Genomic DNA, 22,210 nt, shown 5'->3' on the forward strand with positions numbered 1-22,210 from the left:
GCTGCGAATCATCTTGAGTTGCCTATATGCGCCCAGGGGGCACCTATAAGAACCTAAAGGGGCAATCCGCCGCCCGTTCCCGGCTGCCGCGTCACGCGGCCACCGGCTGCTTCGCCTCGGCCGCCGAGGCCGCCGAGCCCTTGCCCGCGCTCGCGCCGTCCACTCCCGGAGCCGACTTGCGCAGGCCCTTCAGGACGATCACCAGAGCCGCCGTGACGCAGACACCCGCCGCGATGGCGACCAGGTAGAGGAACGGGTTGCCGATCAGCGGGACCACGAAGATACCGCCGTGGGGTGCGCGCAGGGTGGCGCCGAAGGCCATCGACAGGGCACCGGTGATCGCGCCGCCCACCATCGAGGCGGGGATCACGCGCAGCGGGTCGGCCGCCGCGAACGGGATCGCACCCTCGGAGATGAAGGAGGCGCCCAGGACCCAGGCGGCCTTCCCGTTCTCCCGCTCGGTCCGGTTGAAGAGCTTGCCGCGGACCGTGGTGGCCAGGGCCATCGCCAGCGGCGGAACCATACCGGCCGCCATCACCGCGGCCATGATCTTCATCGCGGAGTCACTGGGGCTCGCGACCGCGATGCCGGCCGTGGCGAAGGTGTACGCGACCTTGTTGACGGGGCCGCCGAGGTCGAAGCACATCATCAGGCCGAGCAGGGTGCCGAGCAGGATGGCGTTGGTTCCGGTGAGGCCGTTCAGCCAGTCGGTCATGCCCTTCTGCGCCGAGGCGATCGGCTTGCCGATCACCACGAACATCAGGAAGCCGACCACCGCCGAGGAGATCAGCGGGATCACCACCACCGGCATGATGCCGCGCAGCGCCGCCGGGATGCGCACCCGCTGGATCGCCAGCACGACCGCACCGGCGATCAGACCGGACGCGAGGCCGCCGAGGAAACCGGCGTTGATGGTGAGGGAGATCGCACCGCCGACGAAGCCGGGCACGAGTCCGGGCCGGTCGGCCATGCCGTAGGCGATGTAACCGGCCAGGACCGGGACGAGGAAGCCGAAGGCGACGCCGCCGATCTGGAAGAGCAGGGCGCCCCAGCTGTCGGCCTGGGTCCACACGAAGTGTTCCATCACCGACGGCGCCTCGTTGATCTCATAGCCGCCGATCGCGAAGCCGAGGGCGATGAGGAGACCGCCCGCCGCGACGAACGGGACCATGTAACTGACGCCGGACATGAGCCACTTGCGCAGCTTGGTGCCGTAGCCCTCGCCGGGTTCACCGGCGCGGTCCACGGGCGTACCGGTGGAAGTGGCGGCCGCGGTGACCTCACCGCGCTCGGCCTTGCCGCGGACCTCGGCGATCAGCTCGGCGGGGCGGTTGATGCCCGCCTTGACGCCGGTGTCGACGGTCGGCTTGCCCGCGAAGCGCTCCTTCTCCCGGACGGGCACGTCGTGGGCGAAGATCACACCGTCCGCCGCCGCGATCACGGCCGGGTCGAGCCGTTCGAAGCCCGCCGAGCCCTGGGGCTCGACGGCGATCTCGACGCCCGCCTCCCGGCCGGCGTTCTCCAGTGCCTCGGCCGCCATGTACGTGTGGGCGATACCGGTGGGGCAGGAGGTGACGGCGACGATCCGGAAGGGACGCGCCTCCTCGTCCGCACCGGACGTGCCCGCCGCGTCGGTGGTACCCGTGGCGGCGCCGGTGGAGGCCGCCACCGGCGCCGCCACGGAGTCTGCGGCGTCCGCGGCGTCCGCGGCACCGGCGGAGCTGTCGGAGCTGTCGGAGCTGTCGGAGCTGTCGGAGCTGTCGGAGCTGTCAGCCCCAGCCGTACCCGCCGTGGATGCCGTGGATGCCGACTCGTCCGCCGCCGGCCGCTCGTCACCGCGGACGAGCGCCGCAGCGCTCTCCGCGTCGCCGACCGACCGGAGCGCGTCGGTGAACTCGGCGTTCATCAGTTTCCGGGCCAGCGACGAAAGGATCGTCAGGTGAGCGTCGTCCGCACCCGCCGGCGCGGCGATCAGGAAGATCAGGTCGGCCGGCCCGTCCGCGGCACCGAAGTCGATCCCGGCGGCGCTGCGCCCGAAGGCCAGCGTCGGCTCGGTGACATGCTCGCTGCGGCAGTGCGGGATGCCGATGCCGCCGTCGAGGCCCGTCGGCATCTGGGCCTCACGGGCGGCCACGTCGGCGAGGAAACCCTCCAGGTCGGTCACCCGGCCGAGGGTCACCATCCGCTCGGCGAGGGCTCGCGCCGCCGCTTCCTTGGTGTCGGCGGACAGGTCGAGGTCGACCAGATCCGCGGTGATCATCTCGCTCATCGCGGGCTCCTTCGCACGCGTATCGCCCGTGGCGTGGGGTGGGCGAAAGGGACAACGGGGACGGTGATGCGGTGGGGGACGGTGGGGCTGCGGGAGCCGGCGCCCGAGGCAGCGGAGGCGGCGTGCGCGGCACGGGTGGTACGGGCGGTACGGGCGGTACGGGCGTTCACGAAACCGGCTCCTTCAGTACACGGTCGACCGGCACCGTCGTCATGACCGTCACCGCGGCCGGGTCCAGGTCGCCCGGCGTGGGCATCACGCTGCCGGGTGTCTGGACGGCCGCCGCTCCGTGGGCGAGCGCCGAGGCGAGTGCCTCCGGCCCGTGCCCGCCGGCGATGAGGAAGCCGGAGAGCGAGGAGTCGCCCGCGCCCACGTTGCTGCGGACGACGTCCACCCGGGCGGTGCCGAACCAGGTGCCGTTCTCGTCGACGAGCACCTGCCCGTCGGCGCCCAGGCTGGCGAGCACGGCGCGGGCGCCCATCTCGCGCAGTTCCCCGGCCGCCTTCACCGCGTCGCCGACGGTGGCCAGGGGGCGTCCGACGGCCTCGGCGAGTTCCTCGGCGTTCGGCTTCACCACGTCGGGCCGCTCGCGCAGCGCCGCGACCAGCGCGGGCCCGGACGTGTCCAGGGCGATGCGCACTCCGGAGGCGTGCGCCCGTGCGACCAACTCGGCGTACCAGGAGGGCTCCAGGCCGCGCGGAAGGCTGCCGCAGCAGGCGATCCAGTCGGCGCCCCGCGACTTCAGGTGGACCGTGTCCAGGAGCAACTCCTGTTCGTCCGCCGTCAGTTCCGGACCGGGTGCGTTGATCTTCGTCAGGACGCCGTCCGCCTCGGCGAGCGCGATGTTGGAGCGGGTGGCACCGGCCACCGGAACCGGAGCGACCTCGATGCCCTGCGCGTCCAGCAGTTCGGCGACCAGAGCGCCCGGCGCGCCGCCCAGGGGCAGTACGGCCACGGTGCGCCGGCCGGCCGCGGCGACGGCGCGGGAGACGTTGACTCCCTTGCCGCCCGGGTCCACGCGTTCGCCGGTGGCCCGGATGACCTCGCCGCGGTCCAGCGCGGGGACCTCGTACGTACGGTCCAGGGACGGATTGGGAGTGACGGTGAGGATCATGCACGCACTACTTCCGTGCCGCCGCGCTCGATCGCGAGGGCGTCTTCGGGGCTCAGCCCGCTGTCGGTGATCAGCAGGTCCACGTCGTTCATTCCGCCGAAGCGGGCGAAGTGCTCCTGGCCGTGCTTGGAGGAGTCGGCGAGCAGCACCACGCGACGGGCGGCCGCCATGGCCGCGCGCTTCACCGCGGCCTCGGCGAGGTCGGGGGTGGTCAGGCCGTGTTCGACGGAGTAACCGTTGGCCGCGACGAACAGCACGTCCGCGCGGATCTCGCCGTACGCGCGCAGCGCCCAGGCGTCCACGGCGGCACGCGTACGGTGCCTCACCCGGCCGCCGATCAGGTGCAGTTGGATGCCGGGGTGGTCGGCGAGGCGGGCCGCGACGGGAAGACTGTGGGTGACGACGGTGAGCGAGAGCTCCACCGGCAGTGAGCCGGCGAACAACGCCACCGTCGAACCGGCGTCGACGATCATCGTGCCCTCGTTCGGGAGTTCCGCGAGGGCGGCCTTGGCGATGCGTTCCTTCTCGTCGGCGGCGGTCGTCTCACGCTCGGCGAGGTCCGGCTCGAGGTCGAGGCGCCCGGCGGGGATGGCCCCGCCGTGCACCCTGCGGACCAGGCCCGCGCGATCGAGGGACTTCAGGTCCCGGCGGATCGTCTCCGCCGTCACCTGGAAATGCTCGGCCAGCGAGACCACGTCCACCCGGCCGCCGTCACGGGCGAGCCGCAGGATCTCCTGCTGACGCTCCGGTGCGTACATGCTCACTCACCTCCGAACAATGCCCGAACGCGTGGTTTCTCTTCGAAGGCTACGGCGAGATGCCCGAAAAGTAAACAGGAACGGATCCAAGCGGGCACGAACGGACTTCTGTTTATGTCTGTTCTCTGATGACGCCCTCTGATGGCGACACGGAAACAGGTGAACGGGTACCCGAAACAGGTCAGATCCTGTCCTGGTTCTGCGGCACCCTCGAGCCCATGACGACGGACACCCCCGCTCGGCTCCTCCAGCTCCTCTCCCTCCTCCAGACGCCCCGCGAATGGCCCGGCGGCGAACTCGCCGACCGTCTCGGGGTCTCCCGCCGCACGATCCGGCGGGACATCGACCGGCTGCGCGACATCGGCTACCCGGTACGGGCGACGCTGGGCTCGGGCGGCGGCTACCGGCTGGTCGCGGGCAAGGCGATGCCACCGCTGGTGCTCGACGACGAGGAGGCGGTGGCCATCGCGGTCGGACTGCGCGCCGGCGCCGGGCACGCCCTCGAAGGCGTGGAGGAGGCCTCCGTGCGGGCGCTGGCCAAGCTGGAGCAGGTGCTGCCCGGCAGGCTGCGCCACCGGGTCACCACGCTCCAGGCCGCCACCACCCCGCTGACCAGCGGGGACGGTCCGACCATCGCACCCGAGACGCTGACCGTCATGGCCGCCGCGGTGGCCGGGCAGGAACGGCTGCGGTTCGCCTACCGGGCAGCCGACGGCACCGAGTCCCGGCGCGTCACGGAGCCGTACCGACTGGTGTCGACCGAGCGACGCTGGTACCTCGTGGCATACGACCTCGACCGCGCCGACTGGCGCACGTTCCGCGTCGACCGGGTGAGCGAGCCGTTCGCGACCGGGGCGAGGTTCACGCCGCGTGAGCTGCCGACCGGGAGCGCGGCGGAGTACCTGCGGCAGTCCATGCACCGCGCTCAGGAGTCGTACGACCTCGACGTCACCTTCGCCGCACCGGCCGAGGCCGTCGCGGCACGGCTGTCGGACTGGCTGGGCACGCCCGAGCCGCTGGACGAGCGGAGCTGCCGGCTGCGCACGACGATGGGCGGCCCCAAGGACTGGACGGCAGTACGCCTGGCCATGCTCGGCTACGACTTCACGGTGCGGGAACCCGCTGAACTGGTTCAGATCGTAAGGAAGTTGGGAGAACGAATGACGAGGGCGGCGGTAGGGCACTGAAGGAAGCACACGCGGACTTCCACCGTCAGGACCTCGCCGTCAGGACCTCGCCGTCAGGACCTCGCCGTCAGATCGTCCCAGGGGAAGTCCCGCAGCACCGCGAGGTTGGCCAGGGCCAGTTCCGCCGGCCCCTGCGGGCCCTCGGCCGGGTCGTCGCCCGCCGCCCAGCCCTCCGTCGCCGTGCGTACGGCGGCACTGGCGACGGCGGCGGCGAAGCGCAGCCGCGTATCCACGGCAACGTTGTCGGACGGGAGTTGACCGCCCGTCACCCGGTTCTCCCCCGACCCGCCGGCCGACAGCCGCGACGCCAGCGCCTCCGCCAGCGCACGCTCCGACGCCTGGCACGCCTCCGCCCACACCCGGCGCAGGGACGGGTCGGCGCGTGCCAGCCGGATCAGGGTGCGCACCCACGCCCAGGAGGCCTCCGACACCCCGACACCCGGCGTCAGGGTGTACCGCACGGCGTCCTCCAGGGCCTGCGGCACGGATGTTCCGGGCGGCGCCGTCCGCACCGCCTCCACCCAGCGTCGGGCCCCGGCCTCGTAGAGGGGGGCGATGGCCTCTTCCTTGGCGGCGAAGTACCGGTAGAAGGTGCGCGGGGCGATGCCCGCCGCCTGGGCGATGTCCTCGGCACGGGTGGCCCGCAGGCCCTCACGGACGAAGAGACCGGCCGCCGCGCGGGCGATCTCCATACGGGTCTCGGCTTTGCGCCGCTCGGTCAGCGAGACCCGCGGAGCCGACGGGGCCTGCGAGGCCGAGACCCCCGAGGACGCTGCTGACGCCGAAGCCGTCGAAGGCCTCGAAGGCGTCGAAGGCGTCGAAGGCGTGGGGGTGGTGCTGTTCACGCCCAGCAGGCTATGCCCATGTGGCACAATCTGCCATCTGGCGGGCCACCCCGGGGTTCAGGTTCGGGGTGGCCCGCTTCCTCGTCCGTCCGGCCGTCCGTTCGGCCGTCCGTCCGGTGGAGATGGAGAAAGCCGGGCCCGGCGCCCGGGGGGAGGGCGCCGGGCCCGGCTCGGGAAGTCCCGGCGCCGGGGGGGTGGTGCGACGGGACGTGGTCCAGAAGGCCCAGGAGGCCGAGACCCCGAGACCCGAACTCCCGGGCCTTGCCTTCTTGTTCCCTGAGCCCAGGGAGTTGAAGCAGTGTCACGGCGTCAGGTTTGCGCCGTCTTTCACCATCCAGCACTCACGGCGACGGCACAGCACTCCTGCTCCGGCGCCGCGCCGGCACTACGCCACCGCGTCGAACCCGGTGTCGCGGGCCAGCTTCTTCAGCTCCAGCAGCGCGTGCTTCTCGATCTGGCGGATGCGCTCACGGGTCAGGCCGTGCTGCTTGCCGACCTCGGTCAGCGTGCGCTCCCGGCCGTCCTCGATGCCGTACCGCATCTTGATGATGGAGGCCGTGCGCTGGTCGAGGCGGCCTATGAGGTCGTCCAGTTCCTCGCTGCGCAGCAGCGTCATCACCGACTGCTCCGGCGACACCGCCGACGTGTCCTCCAGGAGGTCGCCGAACTGGGTCTCCCCCTCGTCGTCCACCGACATGTTCAGCGAGACCGGGTCGCGGGCCCAGTCGAGCACGTCCGTCACCCGCTCCGGGGTGGAGCCGAGTTCGGCGGCGATCTCCGTGGGCTCGGGGTCCCGGCCGTGCTCGCGGTTGAACTCGCGCTGCACGCGCCGGATCCGGCCCAGCTCCTCCACCAGGTGGACGGGCAGGCGGATGGTGCGGGACTGGTCGGCGATCGACCGCGTGATGGCCTGACGGATCCACCAGGTGGCGTAGGTGGAGAACTTGAAGCCCTTGCGGTAGTCGAACTTCTCGACCGCGCGCACCAGGCCGGCGTTGCCCTCCTGGATCAGGTCCAGCAGCGGCAGACCGCTGCGGGGGTAGCGACGGGCGACCGCGACGACCAGACGCAGGTTGGAACGGATGAAGACGTCCTTGGCCCGCTCACTCGCGTCGTGCAGCGCCTGGAGCTCCTCGGTGGTGGCCCCCACCGTGTTCTCCTCGGTGCCGTCGAGGATCTGCCGTGCGAACACACCCGCTTCGATGATCTGGGACAGCTCGACTTCCTTGGCTGCGTCGAGCAGCGGCGTGCGCGCGATCTCGTCGAGGTACATCCCGACCAGGTCACGGTCGGCTATCTCGCCGTGATGGGCGCGAACACTGCTTGCCGAGTCGGCCGTCTCGCCGGAGGCGGACTTACGACGGGCGACGGCACGGGTTGCCATGCTTGCTCCCTTACGATGGTGAGTCAGCGGGTGGTTCCTGCGGACACTCGGCACGTACGGTCAGGTCTGCGTCTCGATCTCATTCGGACTCTGCTCGAGTGCCCGGCATCTGTTGGAAACAACGACTGGAATCCGGACAGAATTCCCAACCCGCCCCCCGATTTTTCTGATCATGCAGTACCCTGTCGGACCGCAGGGGGCACGGGCGCCGTCGCTTTACGCGAATACCCAGGTCAGACCGGGAGCCGAGGGTCTTCTGACATCGCGCACCGATCCGTAGGACCAGTGCGCGCGTGAGACGACAATCACGTTCGACACCGCGGCCCTCATTCCAAAGGAGTACCGCCCCGCCCCGGACTGCTCTCCCCCCTGTAGACGGCCCGTGCCGTCCGATGGTTGCCACGGAGTCGCCCCGGGCGGGTGACGGGTGGCGGTGGCGGGCGCTCCGGCCACCCGCCACCGCCACCCGTCACCCGCCCCCGCCCCCGTCGCCGCGACTGCGACCGCAGCCCTCAGCCCTCAGCCGAACTGAACCGACCGCTTCGCCAGCCCCAGCCAGAACCCGTCGATCACCGACTTCTGCGTGTCCAGGTCGCCGGCGGCGTCCGCGGCGCCCATGGTCACGAAGAGCGGTGCGAAGTGCTCGGTGCGCGGGTGGGCGAGCGCGCCCGCCGGGGACTTGCGGGTGAAGTCGAGCAGCCCGTCCACGTCACCGGCACCCAGGGCCCGGTTCCCCCAGTCGTCGAACTCCACCGACCACCTGGGGATACCGCCCTGCCGCAGCGCGGCCAGGTTGTGGGTGAAGAAACCGGAACCGATGATCAGCACGCCCTCGTCACGCAGCGGCGCGAGCTTCCGCCCGATGTCCATGAGCTTCACCGGGTCCAGCGTCGGCATGGAGACCTGGAGCACCGGGATGTCGGCCCCGGGGAACATCTCGACCAGCGGGACGTAGGCGCCGTGGTCCAGCCCGCGGTCGGGAACGTCCTGCACGGGAGTGCCGGGGGCGCGCAGCAGCTTGCGTACGGATTCGGCGAGCGCGGGAGCGCCGGGGGCGCCGTACTTCACCTGGTAGTAGTGCTCGGGGAAGCCCCAGAAGTCGTAGACGAGGGGGACCGTCTCGGTGGCGCCGAGGGCGAGCGGGGCCTCCTCCCAGTGGGCGGAGACGACGAGGATCGCCTTCGGGCGGGGCAGTCCGGCGGACCAGGCGGCCAGCTGACCGGGCCAGACGGGGTCGTCGGCCAGCGGCGGGGCGCCGTGGCTGAGGTACAGCGCGGGCATGCGTTCCTGAGTGGCGGCGGTCATGGCTGCGACTCCTTCCGGTGATCGGTGCAGATCCGTCATGGGCTGGCACGGTCTTTACTTGAAACCTCAACCTCTTCTCCGGATCCTACCGTAATTTTGTTTAACCTTCAAGCAGAAGCGTCGTACAGTGGAGTGCATGACGACGGCACCCACATCCGCACCGGCCCCGGGTCCGGTCCCCGACCCGGCACGCACCGACGAACCACGCTGGCTCAACGACGAGGAACAGCGCGTCTGGCGCTCGTACATCGAGGCCAGCACCCTCTTGGAGGACCACCTCGACCGCCAGCTCCAGCGGGACGCGGGCATGCCGCACCTCTACTACAGTCTGCTGGTCAAACTCGCCGAGGCACCGCGGCGGCGGCTGCGGATGACCGAGCTGGCGATGCTGGCGAAGATCACCCGCTCCCGGCTCTCGCACGCCGTGGCCCGCCTGGAGAAGAGCGGCTGGGTGCGCCGCGAGAACTGCCCCTCCGACAAGCGCGGCCAGTTCGCCGTACTGACGGACGAGGGCTTCGAGGTGCTGCGCCGGCACGCACCCGGTCATGTGAACGCCGTACGGCAGGCGCTCCTCGACCGGCTCACCCCCGAACAGCAGAAGTCCCTCGGCGAGATCATGGAGATCGTCGCCGAGGGACTCCAGCCCAGCGAAGCGGGTGCGGACCTGCCCTGGCTCCGCTGAGCGCGGGAGCCGGGGCAGGTCCTGGGAGCCGTACGGACGAGGCGTCCCCTCCTCATCCGTACGGGTGGTCCGAATCCGTACGGGTGGTCCGAAGGGGCGGCGGTCAGTGGGCGACGACCGGCACCGCCGCTTCCTCCTGAGCGCCCTCGGCGCCCTCCGCGCCCCGGTCGGCCCCGTCGGAGGCCCCGGTGACCGTGGTTCCCGGGCGCCCTGCGTCGACGAGGGTCAGGGCGATGACCGCGGCCAGGACGAGGATGCCGACGGCGAACCAGATCGCGCTGGTGTAGCCCTGCACCATGCCCTCGAGCCGCACCACCTGCTGCTGGGACCGGCTCGCGGCGCCGCCGATGTGGTCGGCGATGTAGGACGTGGTGGCCGAGGCCGCGATCGTGTTCAGCAGGGCCGTACCGATCGCGCCGCCCACCTGCTGCGAGGTGTTGACCATCGCGGAGGCGACGCCTGCGTCCCGGGGCTCGACGCCCTGGGTGGCCAGCGACATGGCCGGCATGAACGCCGTACCCATGCCGAGACCGAGCAGCAGCATGCCGGGCAGGAGTACGGCGGCGTAGGAGGTGCCGATCTCCATCCGGGTCAGCAGCAGCATGCCGACGGCGGCGACCAGGAAGCCGGGCCCCATCAGCAGCCGGGGCGCGACCCGGGTCATCAGGCGGGCGCCGATCTGGGTGGAGCCCGTGATCATGCCCGCGACCATCGGCAGGAAGGCGAAGCCGGTCCTGACCGGCGAGTAGCCCTTCACGACCTGCAGGTAGTAGGTCAGGAAGAGGAACAGGCCGAACATCGCGATGATCGCCAGGCCGAGTGAGAGGTAGACCCCGCCGCGGTTGCGCTCGGTGATCACGCGCAGCGGCAGCAGCGGCGCCCTGACCCGGGACTCGACCAGGACGAACGTCAGGAGCAGGACGGCCGACGCGACGAACATGCCGACGGTCAGCGAGTCGCTCCAGCCCTCGGACTCGGCGCGGGTGAAGCCGTAGACGAGCGCGACCAGGCCCAGGGTGGACAGCACCACGCCGGGGATGTCCAGCGGCGAGCGGTTGCGGCCGCCCTTCGGCTCACGGATGACGAAGTACGCGCCGGCCGCGGCGACGACGGCGAACGGGATGTTCACGAAGAACGTCCAGCGCCAGTTCAGGTACTCGGTGAGGAAACCGCCGAGGATCAGGCCGACGGCGCCACCGCCACCCGCGATCGCACCGTAGATGCCGAACGCCTTGGCGCGCTCCCTGCCGTCGGTGAACATCACCGCGAGCAGGGACAGCGCGGCCGGCGCGAGCAGCGCGCCGAACACGCCCTGCAGCGCGCGGGCGCCGAACATCATGGCCCCGCCGGTGGCCGCGCCGCCCAGCGCGGAGGCCGCGGCGAAGCCACCCAGGCCGAGCACGAAGGCCCGCTTGCGGCCCCACAGGTCGGCCATCCGCCCGCCGAAGAGGAGCAGTCCGCCGAAGGCGAGGGCGTAGGCCGTGACGACCCACTGCCGGTTGCCGTCGGAGATGCCCAGGTCCTGCTGGGCGGAGGGCAGGGCGATGTTCACGATGGTGGCGTCCAGGACGACCATCAGCTGGGCGAGCGCGATGAAGACGAGCGCTTTCCAGCGGTTGGCGTCCGGTGCGTTCCGTGCGTCAGGTGCGTCCGGCGCGTTCCGTGCTCCCGGTACGCCGGGGGCTTTTGAAGCTGTTTCAGACATGGGGATACCCACTTCGGAACTTCGTGACGGAAAATTCAGAGCTTGAGATGAAAAAACGATGTCGTCGGGGAACGACTCGCCCACGGGGGACGGCCGTTGAGGCAGCTCCACGGATCTCGGTCTGGAACTCGGTCTGGAACTCGTCCTGAAAGTCGGTCTGGAACTCGGTCAGGGAGCGCTCAACGCGCCCGCAGGTCCTCCACGGTTACCGCCGCGCCCGGCAGGACACCGCGGGCCGGGGCCCGCATCCCGTCCAGGAACAGCTGAAGATGGCGATGGACGAACCGGTCGGCGTCGAGGCACCCCGTACCGGCCGGCGGCCGGCTGAGCTGGGCGACACCGACCAGCAGATCACCGAAGTCCACGTCGGCACGGAGCTGACCCGCCGCCTTGGCACGGTCCATGATCTGTGCGACGAGCCTCTCGGCACGTACACGCGCGGCCCCCAGGTCGGGGTGGTTCTGGTCGAAGGTGCCGGCGATCATCGGGCACAACGCGCTGATCCGCTCGTCGGCGGCGGTGTGCGCGAAGCGCTCCAGCGCCTCGAAGGCATCCCCGGTCTCGGCGAGTGCACGCTCGGCCGCCTCCGCCGTACGGTCCATCACGGCGCACACGACCTCACGCACCAGCGCGTCGCGGTCGGGGAAGTTGCGGTACACCGTGGCATTGCCCACGCCGGCCCGGCGGGCGATGTCGTCGAACGGCACGTCGGGGCCGAACTCGACGAACATCTCCCGGGCGGCGGTGACGATCCGCTCCCGGTTGCGCAGGGCGTCGGCACGGGGCCGGGACACCTTGCGCGATGCGGAAGGGGCGGTCTGCACGATGCACTCCTGTCGTTCTGCTCGCCGATGCCCTGCTCACCGGCGTTCTGCCCACTGATGTCCTGCTCGCTCCCGTGATCCGGGGAAGAACTCCCCGCTTCACGCGAACACAGGACTAAACGGGGAAGTGATCCCCGCTTATTTCCCACTCGGGAAACTCCCGACGTGACCTGAGTCACATTCGCGTGGGCATCCCTCACCACCTCCCTCACCCTCCCGCCCTCCCGTCCGTAAACCGCACGATCGGCCCCTCCAGCGCGCGTCCGCGCACCCTGCGACAGAGGGTGATCGAAAGGGTGCAGCCGGAGACCGGCGGCTGCCGTGTGGAGCGGAGGTCCCCCGCATGCAGGCGCAGCCGACCAGCAGCCGGATATCCCCGCGCCGACTGGCCGCCCTGGCGTCCGTGACCGCATTGACCCTCGCCGCCATCCCCTCGGCCGGCAACGGCCACCTCTCCCCGTACACCTCGGCCCCCGGTGCCGGCCCCAGCGCCCCGGCCCCCACCTCCTCACACGGCCCGTGCATGATCAGCAGTGCCCGCGAGGTGCAGATGTCGGAGGGCATCCCCACGGGTGCCGGCTACACCCGCTCCACCGGCACCGTCCGCGCCCTCACCCTCATGGTCGACTTCTCGGACGCGCCCGGCGAGGGCGATGCCCTCGACCGCTACCGGGAGTTCTTCCCGCAGACGCAGGAGTGGTTCCGGACCAGTTCCTACGGCCGCCTCGACTACCGCCCCGAGCTGCCGATACCCGGCTGGCTGCGGATGCCCAAGTCGTTCCGGGACTACGGCATAGAGCGCGGCGCCCCCTTCGACCCCGACTACCGCCAACTGGTCCGGGACCTCGTGGCGGAGGCGGATCCGAAGGTGGACTTCGGGGCGTACGACCTGGTGAACATACTGGTGACCCCGAACGCGGGACCCTCCGCCCTGGACACGGTCCTGTCGGTGACCTTCGCGGGCAACGCGGAGGCCCCGACGGCGGACGGCGTCCCCGTCGCCAACGCGTCGTTCGTCTACTCCCGCCAGGACGACGGCTCCGGTTCCCTGGACCGCACGGGTTACCGCGTCCTCCCCCACGAGAACGGCCACGTCTTCGGCCTGCCCGACCTCTACACGGCCGAGGGCGGCGGCGCCGTGGGCCACTGGGACATCATGAGCGAGGACTGGGGCGCCAACAACGACCTGCTCGGCTGGCACAAGTGGAAACTGGGCTGGCTGGACGCGCCCCAGGTGCACTGCGCGGCAGGCACGGGCACCAGCGAGTACGCCCTGACGCCGCTGGCCGAGTCGGGCGGCCCGAAACTCCTCTTCCTCCCGCTGGACACCAGCTCCGGCTACGCCGTCGAGTTCCGCACCCGGGCCGGCAACGACGAGGCGGTGTGCCGCCCCGGCGTCCTCATCTACAAGGTCGACGCGGACGTCGACACCGGAATGGGTCCCGTCACGGTCTACGACTCCCGCCGGAACAGCGGCGGCTGCACCCGTAGCCCCAACGTCCACGCGGAACTCTCCGACGCCACCTTCACCCCCGGTGAGACCTTCATCGATCGCAAGGCGGGAATCCGCGTCAAGGTCCTGGAGCCGACCACCCCGAACACGGACTCGGCCTCCGACACGAACTCAGACCCGGGCTCCGGTTCCGGCTCCGGCTCGGACTCGAAAACGCCGGAGTACCGAGTGCAGATCACCCGAGGCTGAACCCTCGTCCGAGGCCCTCACGGATGCCCGGCCGGGCGGGCGGGACTCACTTTCTCCGTCGGAAAACAGGCGGCGCGGGAAGGACACAGGCAGCAAACGGGCACCGTTCCGAGCGAACCGGGTGCGGATCATGCTCCGTTTTTGGCCGAAGAAGGCCCCTGTCTGCGAGAACAAGACATGCGAAGCGGGCACATCCGGTCACGGAACGCATGACGTTTTGCCTGGTCATAACCCTGGGCGTAGCCATAAATAGTCCGCAAGAGTCCGAACGGACCGGACTCTGCCTGGCGCGATCGCGCCACACCGGAAACGGCCTGACCGGGTGTCGGCCCAAGGCGCGCAGGGGAGGTGTCACCGTGGACGCCGAAGAACGTCGACGCTCCATCCTGGAAGTGACGCGCCGGGCCGGCTCGGTGGACGTCGCCAGGACGGCCGCCGACCTGGGCATCTCCAAGGAGACCGTACGGCGTGACCTGAACCTGCTGGCGGCTCACGGGCTGGTGCGGCGAACCCACGGCGGCGCCTACCCCGTCGAGAGCGCCGGCTTCGAGACGACGCTCTCCTACCGCACCACCAGCCAGGTCAGGGAGAAGTCGCGGATCGCCGCCGCAGCCGTGGAGCTGCTCGGTGACGCGAAGACGGTGTACATCGACGAGGGCTACACCCCGCAGCTCATCGCCGCCGGCCTGCCTCGCGACCGGCCACTGACCGTGATCACCTCCTCCCTCGCCGCGGCCGGCACCCTGGCCTCCGTCGAGAACATCACCGTGCTGCTGCTCGGTGGCCGCGTCCGCGGCGCCACGCTGGCGACCGTCGACCACTGGGTGACCCACACGCTGTCCGACCTCGTCATCGACCTGGCCTACGTCGGCGCGAACGGCGTCTCCCGCCACTGGGGGCTCACCACTCCGAACCCAGCGGTGAGCGATGTGAAGACACGGGTCATGGCTGTCTCCCGACGCCGGGTGTTCTCAGGCGTCCACAGCAAGTTCGGAGCGGCCAGCTTCTGCCGTTTCGCCGGGATCGGGGACCTGGAGGCGATCGTCACCGACACCGGGCTCCCCGCCTCCGAAGCCCGGCGCTACGTCCTCCTGGGACCGCAGGTCATCCGGGTCTGACCCCCGCCTCCCCACCACGTACCGCACACCACGCACCACCTACCGCACACCCCACGCACCACACGCACTCACCACTCGACACCACGCATTCGACACCACGCACCACTCACTCACCACTCGCCCGACCGGGCGGGCCTTCCACGCCCTCGAACACCTCTGGAGCCAACCATGCCCACCCCCAAGACCACCCGAGTCCGGAGAACCACCCGCGCCGTGCTCGTCGCCGTCTCCGCCGGTTCGATGCTGGCCGCGTGCAGCGGGGCCGGCGGGGCGGGTTCGGAAGCCGGGGGCGAGAGCATCAACGTCCTCATGGTCGGCAACCCGCAGATGGAGGACATAGCCAAGCTGACGAAGGACACCTTCACCAAGGACACCGGCATCAAGGTGAACTTCACGATCCTTCCCGAGAACGAACTGCGCGACAAGGTCACCCAGGACATCGCCACCCAGGCCGGCCAGTACGACGTCGCCACCATCGGCGCCTACGAGGTGCCCATCTGGAACGAGAACGGCTGGCTGCAGGAGCTGAGCTCCTACGCCGAGAAGGACTCCGCCTTCGACAAGGACGACCTGCTCAAGCCCATGGTCCAGTCCCTGTCCGGCGACGACGACAAGCTGTACGCGCTGCCGTTCTACGGCGAGTCGTCCTTCCTGATGTACAACAAGGAGGTCATGGAGGAGAAGGGCATCACCGTGCCCGAGAAGCCGACCTGGCAGCAGATCGCCGACATCGCCGCCAAGGCCGACGGCGCACGCCCCGGCATGAAGGGCATCTGTCTGCGCGGCCTGGCCGGCTGGGGCGAACTCGGCGCGTCGCTGTCGACCGTGGTCAACACCTTCGGCGGCACCTGGTTCACCGAGGACTGGAAGGCCCAGGTCAACAGCGCCGAGTTCAAGAAGGCGACCAACTTCTACGTCGACCTGGTCAGGAAGCACGGTCAGTCGGGCGCCGCGCAGTCCGGGTTCACCGAGTGCCTCAACGCGATGAGCCAGGGCAAGGTCGCGATGTGGTACGACGCGACCAGTGCGGCGGGACCGCTGGAGGACCCCAGCTCCAGCAAGATCGCGGGCAAGGTCGGCTACGCCTACGCGCCGGTGGACAAGACGGACAGCTCCGGCTGGCTGTGGACCTGGGCGTGGGCGATGCCGAAGACCACCAAGAAGGCCGACGCCGCCTCGAAGTTCATGCTCTGGGCGTCCGGCAAGGAGTACGAGAAGCTCGTCGGCGAGAAGCTGGGCTGGTCGCGTGTTCCCGCCGGGAAGCGGGCCAGCACCTATGAGATCCCGCAGTACAAGGAGGCGTCGGCGGCCTTCGGCGACATCACCGTCAAGTCCATCGAGCAGGCGAACCCGACGAACCCCGGTGTGCAGCCGCGGCCCACGGTGGGCGTCCAGTTCGTGGCCGTCCCCGAGTTCCAGGACCTCGGCACCAAGGTGACGCAGGACATCTCCGCGGCCATCGCGGGCAAGACCAGCGTGGACAAGGCCCTGGACAACGGCCAGAAGCTCGCGGAGGAAGTCGCCAAGAACTACCGGTGACCCGCCCGGTCGCCCTCCGGTGACTCCTCAGGTCACTCTCCGGTGACTCTCCGGTGAATCCCGCTGCCCGTCGGACGCCGACGCCCTGACGGGCAGCGCCCCCGCCGCGGTGCCCGGTACGCCCTCCTCCGCACCGGCGGACGCCACCCCGTCACGGCGTCCGCCGACCGGGCACCGCTTCTTCTCCACCCCGGCCGCGATCGGCTGCGACCGGCCGGCTCAAGGACCCCTCATGACCACGCTCACCCCCGCACCCCGAGCGGTGCGCACAGACCCCCCGCACCGGCCAGGCAAACGTGAGACGCCGCACAAATGGCGACGGCGCATCCCACTGCTGCCGGCACTGATCTTCACGATCGTCGTGACCCAGCTGCCGTTCGTGGCCACGCTCGTCATCTCGACCTTCCAGTGGAACATCCTCAAGCCGGGCGAACGGCACTTCACCGGCCTGTCCAACTACGGCTTCGTCTTCACCGACGAGAGGCTGCGCACGGCGGTACTGAACACCATCGTGCTCACCGCTTCGGTGGTGATCCTCAGTGTGGTCCTCGGACTGGGGCTGGCGCTCCTCCTCGACCGCCGCTTCCCCGGCCGGGGCCTGGCCCGCACCCTGCTCATCACACCGTTCCTGGTCATGCCCGTGGCCGCCGCGCTGCTGTGGAAGCACGCCATCTACAACCCCGACTACGGCCTCATCAACGGCACCCTCAACGCCGTCTACCGCCTCTTCGGAGCCGAGAACGGCCCCACCATCGACTGGGTGTCGCACTCGGCGATGCCGGCCGTCGTCGTCGCGCTGGTGTGGCAGTGGACCCCGTTCATGATGCTCATCCTGCTGGCCGGGCTCCAGGCCCAGCCCGGCGACGTGCTGGAGGCCGCCCGGGTCGACGGTGCCTCGGCCCGGCAGACCTTCCGCCACATCACCCTGCCCCACCTGCGGCAGTACATCGAACTGGGTGTTCTGCTCGGCACCATCTACGTCGTGCAGACCTTCGACGCGGTCTTCACCATCACCCAGGGCGGCCCCGGCTCGCAGACCACCAACCTCCCCTACGAGATCTACCTGACCATGTTCCGCAAGTACGAGTACGGCGAGGCGGCCGCCGCCGGCGTGGTCGTGGTGATCGGTTCCATCGTCGTCGCCACGTTCGCCCTGCGCACCATCGCGTCGCTGTTCCGCGAGGAGGTCTCCCGGTGACCACCACCCAAGCGGCGCCGGCCGCCGCTCCCGCGGCCGGGCCCAGGAAGTTCCTCCGCCGCAAGGACGACCAGGGCGGTCAGGGCGACTCACCGCGGCTGAGCCCGGTGTGGGCCTTCGTCGCCTGGCTCGCCACCCTGGTCTTCTTCGCCCCGGTGGCCTGGATGGTGCTGACCAGCTTCCACCAGGAGTCCGACGCCGCCACCAACCCGCCCAGCCTGCTCGCACCCTTCACCCTGGACCAGTACGAGCTGTTGCTGGGCCGGGACATCACGCCGTACCTTCTCAACTCGGCCATGGCGAGCGTCATTTCGACGCTCCTCGTCCTCGCCCTGTCGATTCCGGCGGCCTACGCGCTGTCCATCAAGCCGGTCGAGAAGTGGACCGACGTGATGTTCTTCTTCCTGTCGACGAAGTTCCTGCCCGTCATCGCGGCACTGCTGCCGGTGTACCTGATCGTCAAGGACGCCGGGATGCTGGACAACGTCTGGACGCTGATCGTCCTCTACACCGCCATGAACCTGCCGATCGCGGTGTGGATGATGCGCTCCTTCCTCGCCGAAGTCCCCAAGGAGATCCTGGAGGCCGCCGAGGTCGACGGCGCCGGACTCCCCACCGTGCTGCTGCGCATCGTCGCCCCCGTCGCCATGCCCGGCGTCGCCGCCACCGCGCTGATCTGCTTCATCTTCAGCTGGAACGAGTTCCTGTTCGCCGTCAACCTCACCGCCACCAACGCCTCCACCGCCCCTGTGTTCCTCGTCGGATTCATCACCAACGAGGGCCTCTTCCTCGCCCGTCTGTGTGCCGCCGCCACCCTGGTGTCCCTGCCCGTCCTCATCGCCGGCTGGGCCGCCCAGGACAAGCTGGTCCGCGGTCTGTCCCTAGGAGCAGTCAAGTGAAAGCCGCCCTCATCGAAGCCCCCGGCAAGGTCACCGTCACCACGGTTCCCGACCCCACCCCGGGACCGCGTGACGTCGTGGTGGACGTGGCCGCCTGCGGTCTGTGCGGCACGGACCTGCACATCCTCCAGGGCGAGTTCGCACCGAAGCTGCCCATCGTCCCCGGCCACGAGTTCGCCGGCGAGGTCGTCGGCCTCGGCTCACAGGTCACCGAGGTCTCCCTCGGCGACCGGGTCGCCGTGGACCCCTCCCTGTACTGCTACGAGTGCCGCCACTGCCGCACCGGCCACAACAACATGTGCGAACGCTGGGCCGCGATCGGCGTCACCACCGCCGGCGGAGCCGCCCAGTACGCCGTGGCCCCGGTGGCCAACTGCGTCAAACTGCCCGAACACGTCCGCACCCAGGACGCCGCCCTGATCGAACCCCTCTCCTGCGCGGTCCGCGGCTACGACGTCCTGCAGTCCCGCCTCGGCGCCCACGTCCTGATCTACGGCTCCGGCACCATGGGCCTGATGATGCTGGAACTGGCCAAACGCACCGGCGCGGCCCGCGTGGACGTCGTCGACCTCAACCCCGACCGCCTCGCCACCGCCCACCAGCTCGGCGTCTCCGCCACCGCCGCCGACGCGGACGAACTGGACCGGCCCCAGGGCTGGGACCTCGTCATCGACGCCACCGGTAACGCCGCCGCCATCCAGGACGGCCTGGACCGCGTCGCCAAGGCCGGCACCTTCCTGCAGTTCGGCGTCGCCGACTACGCCACCCGCGTGACCATCGACCCGTACCGCATCTACAACCAGGAGATCACCATCACCGGCTCGATGGCCGTCCTGCACAGCTACGAACGCGCCGCCGACCTCTTCGCCACCGGTGTCCTGGACCCGGACGTCTTCATCAGCGACCGCATCCCGCTCGACCGCTACCCGGAGGCAATGGAGCAGTTCGCAGCGGGCCAGGGCCGAAAGATCCTCGTCACCCCCTGACACGGGCGGACGGGGGCCGGGCGGAGCACCCCTGCCCTCCCGGACCCCGTCCCCACCCCCTGCCCTTATACCGACAACCCTCACCGGCACGTATCCGCTACGCTGTCCCTGGTCGGTCATCGGTACGCCGCGCCCCGCAACCGAGCAAAATCGCGGAGCACCCCGCACCATGTCCGACCAGTGGGTTTGTCCTCCTCACAGGGGATGCCCTCGCCTTCGTAGCTCAGGGGATAGAGCACCGCTCTCCTAAAGCGGGTGTCGCAGGTTCGAATCCTGCCGGGGGCACCAGCCGAAAGGCCCCGGACCGATCATGGTCCGGGGCCTTTGACATCTACTTCTGACATCAACGCGGGCGGTCACTCACAACCGGCCGCCGCTTGAGCAGCCGATCCATGTGGCTGATGGCCTCGCGCTGAGTGTCCTGCACGACGTGCGTGTACACGTCCATGGTGATGCTGATCTGACTGTGCCCGAGGATCTCCATCACGACGCGAGGCGCGACCCCGGCCGCCGTGAGGAGCGTCGCGGTGCCATGCCGGGCGTCGTGCAGCCGAATCACGCGAAGGCCGGCGGACTCAGCGACACGGGTGAAGGAACGGTAGACATTCCGCGGCTCGACCTGACGACCGGTGCGGGTGGTGAAGACGTAGCCCGACTCGTGCCACTGCTCCCCCGCCTTGGCGCGAGCGGCGGACTGGCGCATCCGGTGCCGGCGCAGCGGGGCGATGCAGAGCGCGGGCAACGGAACGACGCGTCGACGGCGGCTCTTGGGATCGTCGTCGTACAGGACACCACGGCGCCGCTGGGTCTGCTGGCGGACGTAGAGGACGCGGCTTTCGAGGTCGAGGTCAGACCAGCGGAGACCGATGATCTCTCCCCGGCGGAGCCCCATGGCGATGGCGAGCACGAAGGCCGCGTACAGCGGGTCCTTACGGGAGGCCGCCAAGAAGTCGAGGGTCCAGGGCTTCAGTTCGTGGTTGTCGGTACGGGCGGTCCGACGAGCTTGGTGACGTTACGCGTGATCAGTTCCTCGCGGCAGGCGGAGGAGAGCGCCGATCACAGGACGCGGTGGGATTCCTTGGCGGTCGCCGCGGTCGTCTCCTTCTCCAGGCGGACGAGGAAGCGGCGTACGTCGGCGACGCCGAGGGATTCGAGTCGTTTGGCGCCGAGCAGGGGCACCAGGTAGAGCCGGACGTGTGCCTCGTACTTGTCGTACGTGCTGAGCTTCCGCCGAGGCTTGATGACGTTGTCCAGCCAGTACGGCAGCCACTCGGAGAGCTTGGCCGAGCGGGTGGGCACGGGCACGCCCTGGTCGGCCTTGGCGAGCAGCTCCCGGCGCTTGGCGTCGCACTCGGCCCAGGTCTTGCCGTAGGCGAACTTGCGGGCACGGGTGCCATCCGGCTGGAGGACGTAGACCGCGCACTGATAGCGGCCGTCCTTGCGCCTGGTGATGGTGCCGGCACCGTTCGGATTGCGCTTGCGCTGGCCGGCCATCAGGCAGCCTCCTCGATCCGGTCAAGCCCCGGCTGCGCTCCGCTCCGCCGGGCGCGCTTCCCGGCTCCGCTGCGGGCGACGCTCCTGCCTCCGGCCCGCTCCGCCCGCGCTGCGCCGACGCGCGCCCACTGGTGGATAGGGCCGGTGGCCATGAGTCGATCACCGCATAGAGCGGCCCACGGCCAAGACGATGGTTGCGGACGCTGCCCCCTCCGGAACAACGAAGAGACCACCCATCCGGCCGGGGTGGTCTCTTCGTTCCAGGGCCTGTCCGACGGGTCACGTCACCGACCCCGCACCCGACAGCACTGTCACCCGAATGGCCCAACATGATGTGCCACCCACATGGGTGAACATCAAGCTGATTAGTGCCCCAACCGAGGCAATCCGTGAAAGGCGAACAAAATGCGCATTCGACGAATCCTCGCCGCAGTCATCGCCACGGCAGCCCTCGCCGGACTCGGCCTCACAGGCGCCGCCACCGCCACCGCCAGCAGCGCCACCTCGCCCGGCAGCGTCACCCCGGGTGAGTGCACGGACGGCGGCGGAACGATCGATCGGTCGACGCCCGTGCTCCCGACCTGCAGGGGCGGTATGTACGACGGGCAGACGGTCGACTAAACCCCACTAGGGCCTGTTGCGAAAGTGGATCGGCGCCCCGCAGCCACGCGCTGCGGGGCGCTCCCTCGCGAGCGTAGCCGGGAGAGTCGCAGGGACTGTGCCAACCCATTGGGCACGCCAGGTCCGAGTCGGCCCGGAAGCACGCGGCGGGCGGGAGCTCCCGAACGCCGTCGCGCGCGAGCGCAGCGAGCTGCCAAGGTTTGCGCGGCCGTAGCCGCACCTCTGTTACTGAGGCAAGAAGCCGGGGGTTCCTTGCCCAAGCTCGCGGAGGCGAGCGAGGTAGTCCGCCTCCGGCGGGGGACCGGCCGGCACCGGGATGGAGGGGGCACCCTCCGGCGGTCGTCCGACCGTGGGCGCAGACTCCGCCGGTGACGACACCGAACCGTCATCGGCTGAGTGCCGACGGGCGTTCCCGCACCGTCGCGGTCGACGGCCAGGACGTGGGCGAGTACGCGGCCGCTGTGGATGTTCACGCCGTGCCTCACGACCTGTCGCGGGTCGTGCTGCATCTGCGCCCGATCGGAACGTGGCCGGCCGAGCCGGAGTCCTCGCCCGGGTGGAGGCGGCATCCCGCGCACCC

At 70.1% G+C, this 22,210-nt stretch carries 17 protein-coding genes, 1 tRNA gene and 1 pseudogene; 10 read left to right on the plus strand and 9 right to left on the minus strand.

All coding sequences use genetic code 11. The features are described 5' to 3' along the window. Nucleotides 1–91: 91 nt before the first annotated feature. The 3 genes from ACVW19_RS14090 to ACVW19_RS14100 all read right to left on the minus strand — a co-directional run bounded on the left by ACVW19_RS14090 (nucleotide 92) and on the right by ACVW19_RS14100 (nucleotide 4,141). Nucleotides 92–2,269 carry a PTS fructose transporter subunit IIABC gene (locus ACVW19_RS14090; protein WP_457459742.1) on the minus strand — a complete coding sequence of 726 codons (2,178 nt, stop codon included), beginning with the start codon at nucleotides 2,267–2,269 and terminating at the stop codon, nucleotides 92–94. Between the two features lie 166 nt (nucleotides 2,270–2,435). Then, nucleotides 2,436–3,383, minus strand: coding sequence for a 1-phosphofructokinase (gene pfkB, locus ACVW19_RS14095; protein ID WP_457459743.1), 948 nt, complete (start codon nucleotides 3,381–3,383; stop codon nucleotides 2,436–2,438). Continuing rightward, on the minus strand, nucleotides 3,380–4,141 hold the full coding sequence (locus ACVW19_RS14100; protein ID WP_457459744.1) for a DeoR/GlpR family DNA-binding transcription regulator: 762 nt from the start codon (nucleotides 4,139–4,141) through the stop codon (nucleotides 3,380–3,382). The genes pfkB and ACVW19_RS14100 overlap by 4 nt, the downstream gene beginning before the upstream one ends. A gap of 218 nt (nucleotides 4,142–4,359) precedes the next feature. Between ACVW19_RS14100 and ACVW19_RS14105 the strand changes: the two genes are divergently transcribed. Beyond that, on the plus strand, nucleotides 4,360–5,328 hold the full coding sequence (locus ACVW19_RS14105; protein WP_457459745.1) for a helix-turn-helix transcriptional regulator: 969 nt from the start codon (nucleotides 4,360–4,362) through the stop codon (nucleotides 5,326–5,328). A gap of 53 nt (nucleotides 5,329–5,381) precedes the next feature. On the opposite strand, the gene ACVW19_RS14110 is transcribed toward ACVW19_RS14105, so the two are convergent. From ACVW19_RS14110 to ACVW19_RS14120, 3 genes are all read right to left on the minus strand, one after another. Beyond that, entirely contained in the window at nucleotides 5,382–6,020 is a 639-nt protein-coding gene (locus tag ACVW19_RS14110; protein ID WP_457464602.1) for a TetR/AcrR family transcriptional regulator, read from the minus strand. A gap of 538 nt (nucleotides 6,021–6,558) precedes the next feature. Next, on the minus strand, nucleotides 6,559–7,557 hold the full coding sequence (locus tag ACVW19_RS14115) for a sigma-70 family RNA polymerase sigma factor (RefSeq protein ID WP_457459746.1): 999 nt from the start codon (nucleotides 7,555–7,557) through the stop codon (nucleotides 6,559–6,561). A gap of 519 nt (nucleotides 7,558–8,076) precedes the next feature. After that, nucleotides 8,077–8,862, minus strand: a complete 786-nt coding sequence (locus ACVW19_RS14120; protein WP_457459747.1) for a dioxygenase family protein — start codon at nucleotides 8,860–8,862, stop codon at nucleotides 8,077–8,079. A 136-nt stretch (nucleotides 8,863–8,998) separates the two neighbouring features. Between ACVW19_RS14120 and ACVW19_RS14125 the strand changes: the two genes are divergently transcribed. Then, nucleotides 8,999–9,544 (plus strand): MarR family winged helix-turn-helix transcriptional regulator, encoded by a 546-nt coding sequence (locus tag ACVW19_RS14125; RefSeq protein WP_457459748.1) that lies wholly within the window; start codon nucleotides 8,999–9,001, stop codon nucleotides 9,542–9,544. Nucleotides 9,545–9,647: 103 nt separating this feature from the next. Here the strand turns inward: ACVW19_RS14125 and ACVW19_RS14130 are convergent, their stop codons facing one another. Both ACVW19_RS14130 and ACVW19_RS14135 read right to left on the minus strand, forming a co-directional pair. Then, complete coding sequence (locus ACVW19_RS14130; RefSeq protein ID WP_457459749.1) at nucleotides 9,648–11,249, minus strand: MFS transporter; 1,602 nt, start codon at nucleotides 11,247–11,249, stop codon at nucleotides 9,648–9,650. Nucleotides 11,250–11,428: 179 nt separating this feature from the next. Then, nucleotides 11,429–12,073 (minus strand): TetR/AcrR family transcriptional regulator, encoded by a 645-nt coding sequence (locus ACVW19_RS14135; protein WP_457459750.1) that lies wholly within the window; start codon nucleotides 12,071–12,073, stop codon nucleotides 11,429–11,431. A 343-nt stretch (nucleotides 12,074–12,416) separates the two neighbouring features. Here ACVW19_RS14135 and ACVW19_RS14140 point away from each other — a divergent pair, with 343 nt between their 5' ends. From ACVW19_RS14140 to ACVW19_RS14170, 7 genes are all read left to right on the plus strand, one after another. Continuing rightward, nucleotides 12,417–13,775 carry a M6 family metalloprotease domain-containing protein gene (locus ACVW19_RS14140; protein WP_457459751.1) on the plus strand — a complete coding sequence of 453 codons (1,359 nt, stop codon included), beginning with the start codon at nucleotides 12,417–12,419 and terminating at the stop codon, nucleotides 13,773–13,775. 356 nt (nucleotides 13,776–14,131) lie between these two features. Beyond that, a complete protein-coding gene (locus tag ACVW19_RS14145) occupies nucleotides 14,132–14,893 on the plus strand; it encodes a DeoR/GlpR family DNA-binding transcription regulator (RefSeq protein ID WP_457459752.1) in 762 nt (253 codons plus the stop codon). Nucleotides 14,894–15,061: 168 nt separating this feature from the next. Continuing rightward, complete coding sequence (locus tag ACVW19_RS14150; protein ID WP_457459753.1) at nucleotides 15,062–16,432, plus strand: ABC transporter substrate-binding protein; 1,371 nt, start codon at nucleotides 15,062–15,064, stop codon at nucleotides 16,430–16,432. A 232-nt stretch (nucleotides 16,433–16,664) separates the two neighbouring features. Next, nucleotides 16,665–17,630, plus strand: coding sequence for a carbohydrate ABC transporter permease (locus ACVW19_RS14155; RefSeq protein WP_457459754.1), 966 nt, complete (start codon nucleotides 16,665–16,667; stop codon nucleotides 17,628–17,630). Between the two features lie 98 nt (nucleotides 17,631–17,728). Further along, entirely contained in the window at nucleotides 17,729–18,529 is an 801-nt protein-coding gene (locus ACVW19_RS14160; RefSeq protein WP_457464603.1) for a carbohydrate ABC transporter permease, read from the plus strand. Beyond that, complete coding sequence (locus ACVW19_RS14165) at nucleotides 18,526–19,515, plus strand: zinc-dependent alcohol dehydrogenase family protein (protein WP_457459755.1); 990 nt, start codon at nucleotides 18,526–18,528, stop codon at nucleotides 19,513–19,515. The genes ACVW19_RS14160 and ACVW19_RS14165 overlap by 4 nt, the downstream gene beginning before the upstream one ends. A 212-nt stretch (nucleotides 19,516–19,727) precedes the next feature. After that, nucleotides 19,728–19,803 (plus strand) — tRNA-Arg (locus tag ACVW19_RS14170). A gap of 55 nt (nucleotides 19,804–19,858) precedes the next feature. On the opposite strand, the pseudogene ACVW19_RS14175 reads toward ACVW19_RS14170, so the two are convergent. Beyond that, nucleotides 19,859–21,009: pseudogene (locus ACVW19_RS14175) on the minus strand (tyrosine-type recombinase/integrase). 405 nt (nucleotides 21,010–21,414) lie between these two features. Between ACVW19_RS14175 and ACVW19_RS14180 the strand changes: the two are divergent. Next, complete coding sequence (locus tag ACVW19_RS14180; protein ID WP_457459756.1) at nucleotides 21,415–21,630, plus strand: hypothetical protein; 216 nt, start codon at nucleotides 21,415–21,417, stop codon at nucleotides 21,628–21,630. The last annotated feature ends 580 nt before the right edge of the window (nucleotides 21,631–22,210 follow it).

The sequence above is a fragment of the Streptomyces sp. TE5632 genome (assembly GCF_054061295.1).

Excerpts from the sequence above, each read along its gene's own strand:
- ACVW19_RS14090 (WP_457459742.1), bottom strand. The coding sequence starts at position 2,269 with ATGAGCGAGATGATCACCGCGGATCTGGTCGACCTCGACCTGTCCGCC.
- pfkB (WP_457459743.1), bottom strand. The coding sequence starts at position 3,383 with ATGATCCTCACCGTCACTCCCAATCCGTCCCTGGACCGTACGTACGAG.
- ACVW19_RS14100 (WP_457459744.1), bottom strand. The coding sequence starts at position 4,141 with ATGTACGCACCGGAGCGTCAGCAGGAGATCCTGCGGCTCGCCCGTGAC.
- ACVW19_RS14105 (WP_457459745.1), top strand. The coding sequence starts at position 4,360 with ATGACGACGGACACCCCCGCTCGGCTCCTCCAGCTCCTCTCCCTCCTC.
- ACVW19_RS14110 (WP_457464602.1), bottom strand. The coding sequence starts at position 6,020 with ATGGAGATCGCCCGCGCGGCGGCCGGTCTCTTCGTCCGTGAGGGCCTG.
- ACVW19_RS14115 (WP_457459746.1), bottom strand. The coding sequence starts at position 7,557 with ATGGCAACCCGTGCCGTCGCCCGTCGTAAGTCCGCCTCCGGCGAGACG.
- ACVW19_RS14120 (WP_457459747.1), bottom strand. The coding sequence starts at position 8,862 with ATGACCGCCGCCACTCAGGAACGCATGCCCGCGCTGTACCTCAGCCAC.
- ACVW19_RS14125 (WP_457459748.1), top strand. The coding sequence starts at position 8,999 with ATGACGACGGCACCCACATCCGCACCGGCCCCGGGTCCGGTCCCCGAC.
- ACVW19_RS14130 (WP_457459749.1), bottom strand. The coding sequence starts at position 11,249 with ATGTCTGAAACAGCTTCAAAAGCCCCCGGCGTACCGGGAGCACGGAAC.
- ACVW19_RS14140 (WP_457459751.1), top strand. The coding sequence starts at position 12,417 with ATGCAGGCGCAGCCGACCAGCAGCCGGATATCCCCGCGCCGACTGGCC.
- ACVW19_RS14150 (WP_457459753.1), top strand. The coding sequence starts at position 15,062 with ATGCCCACCCCCAAGACCACCCGAGTCCGGAGAACCACCCGCGCCGTG.
- ACVW19_RS14155 (WP_457459754.1), top strand. The coding sequence starts at position 16,665 with ATGACCACGCTCACCCCCGCACCCCGAGCGGTGCGCACAGACCCCCCG.
- ACVW19_RS14180 (WP_457459756.1), top strand. The coding sequence starts at position 21,415 with ATGCGCATTCGACGAATCCTCGCCGCAGTCATCGCCACGGCAGCCCTC.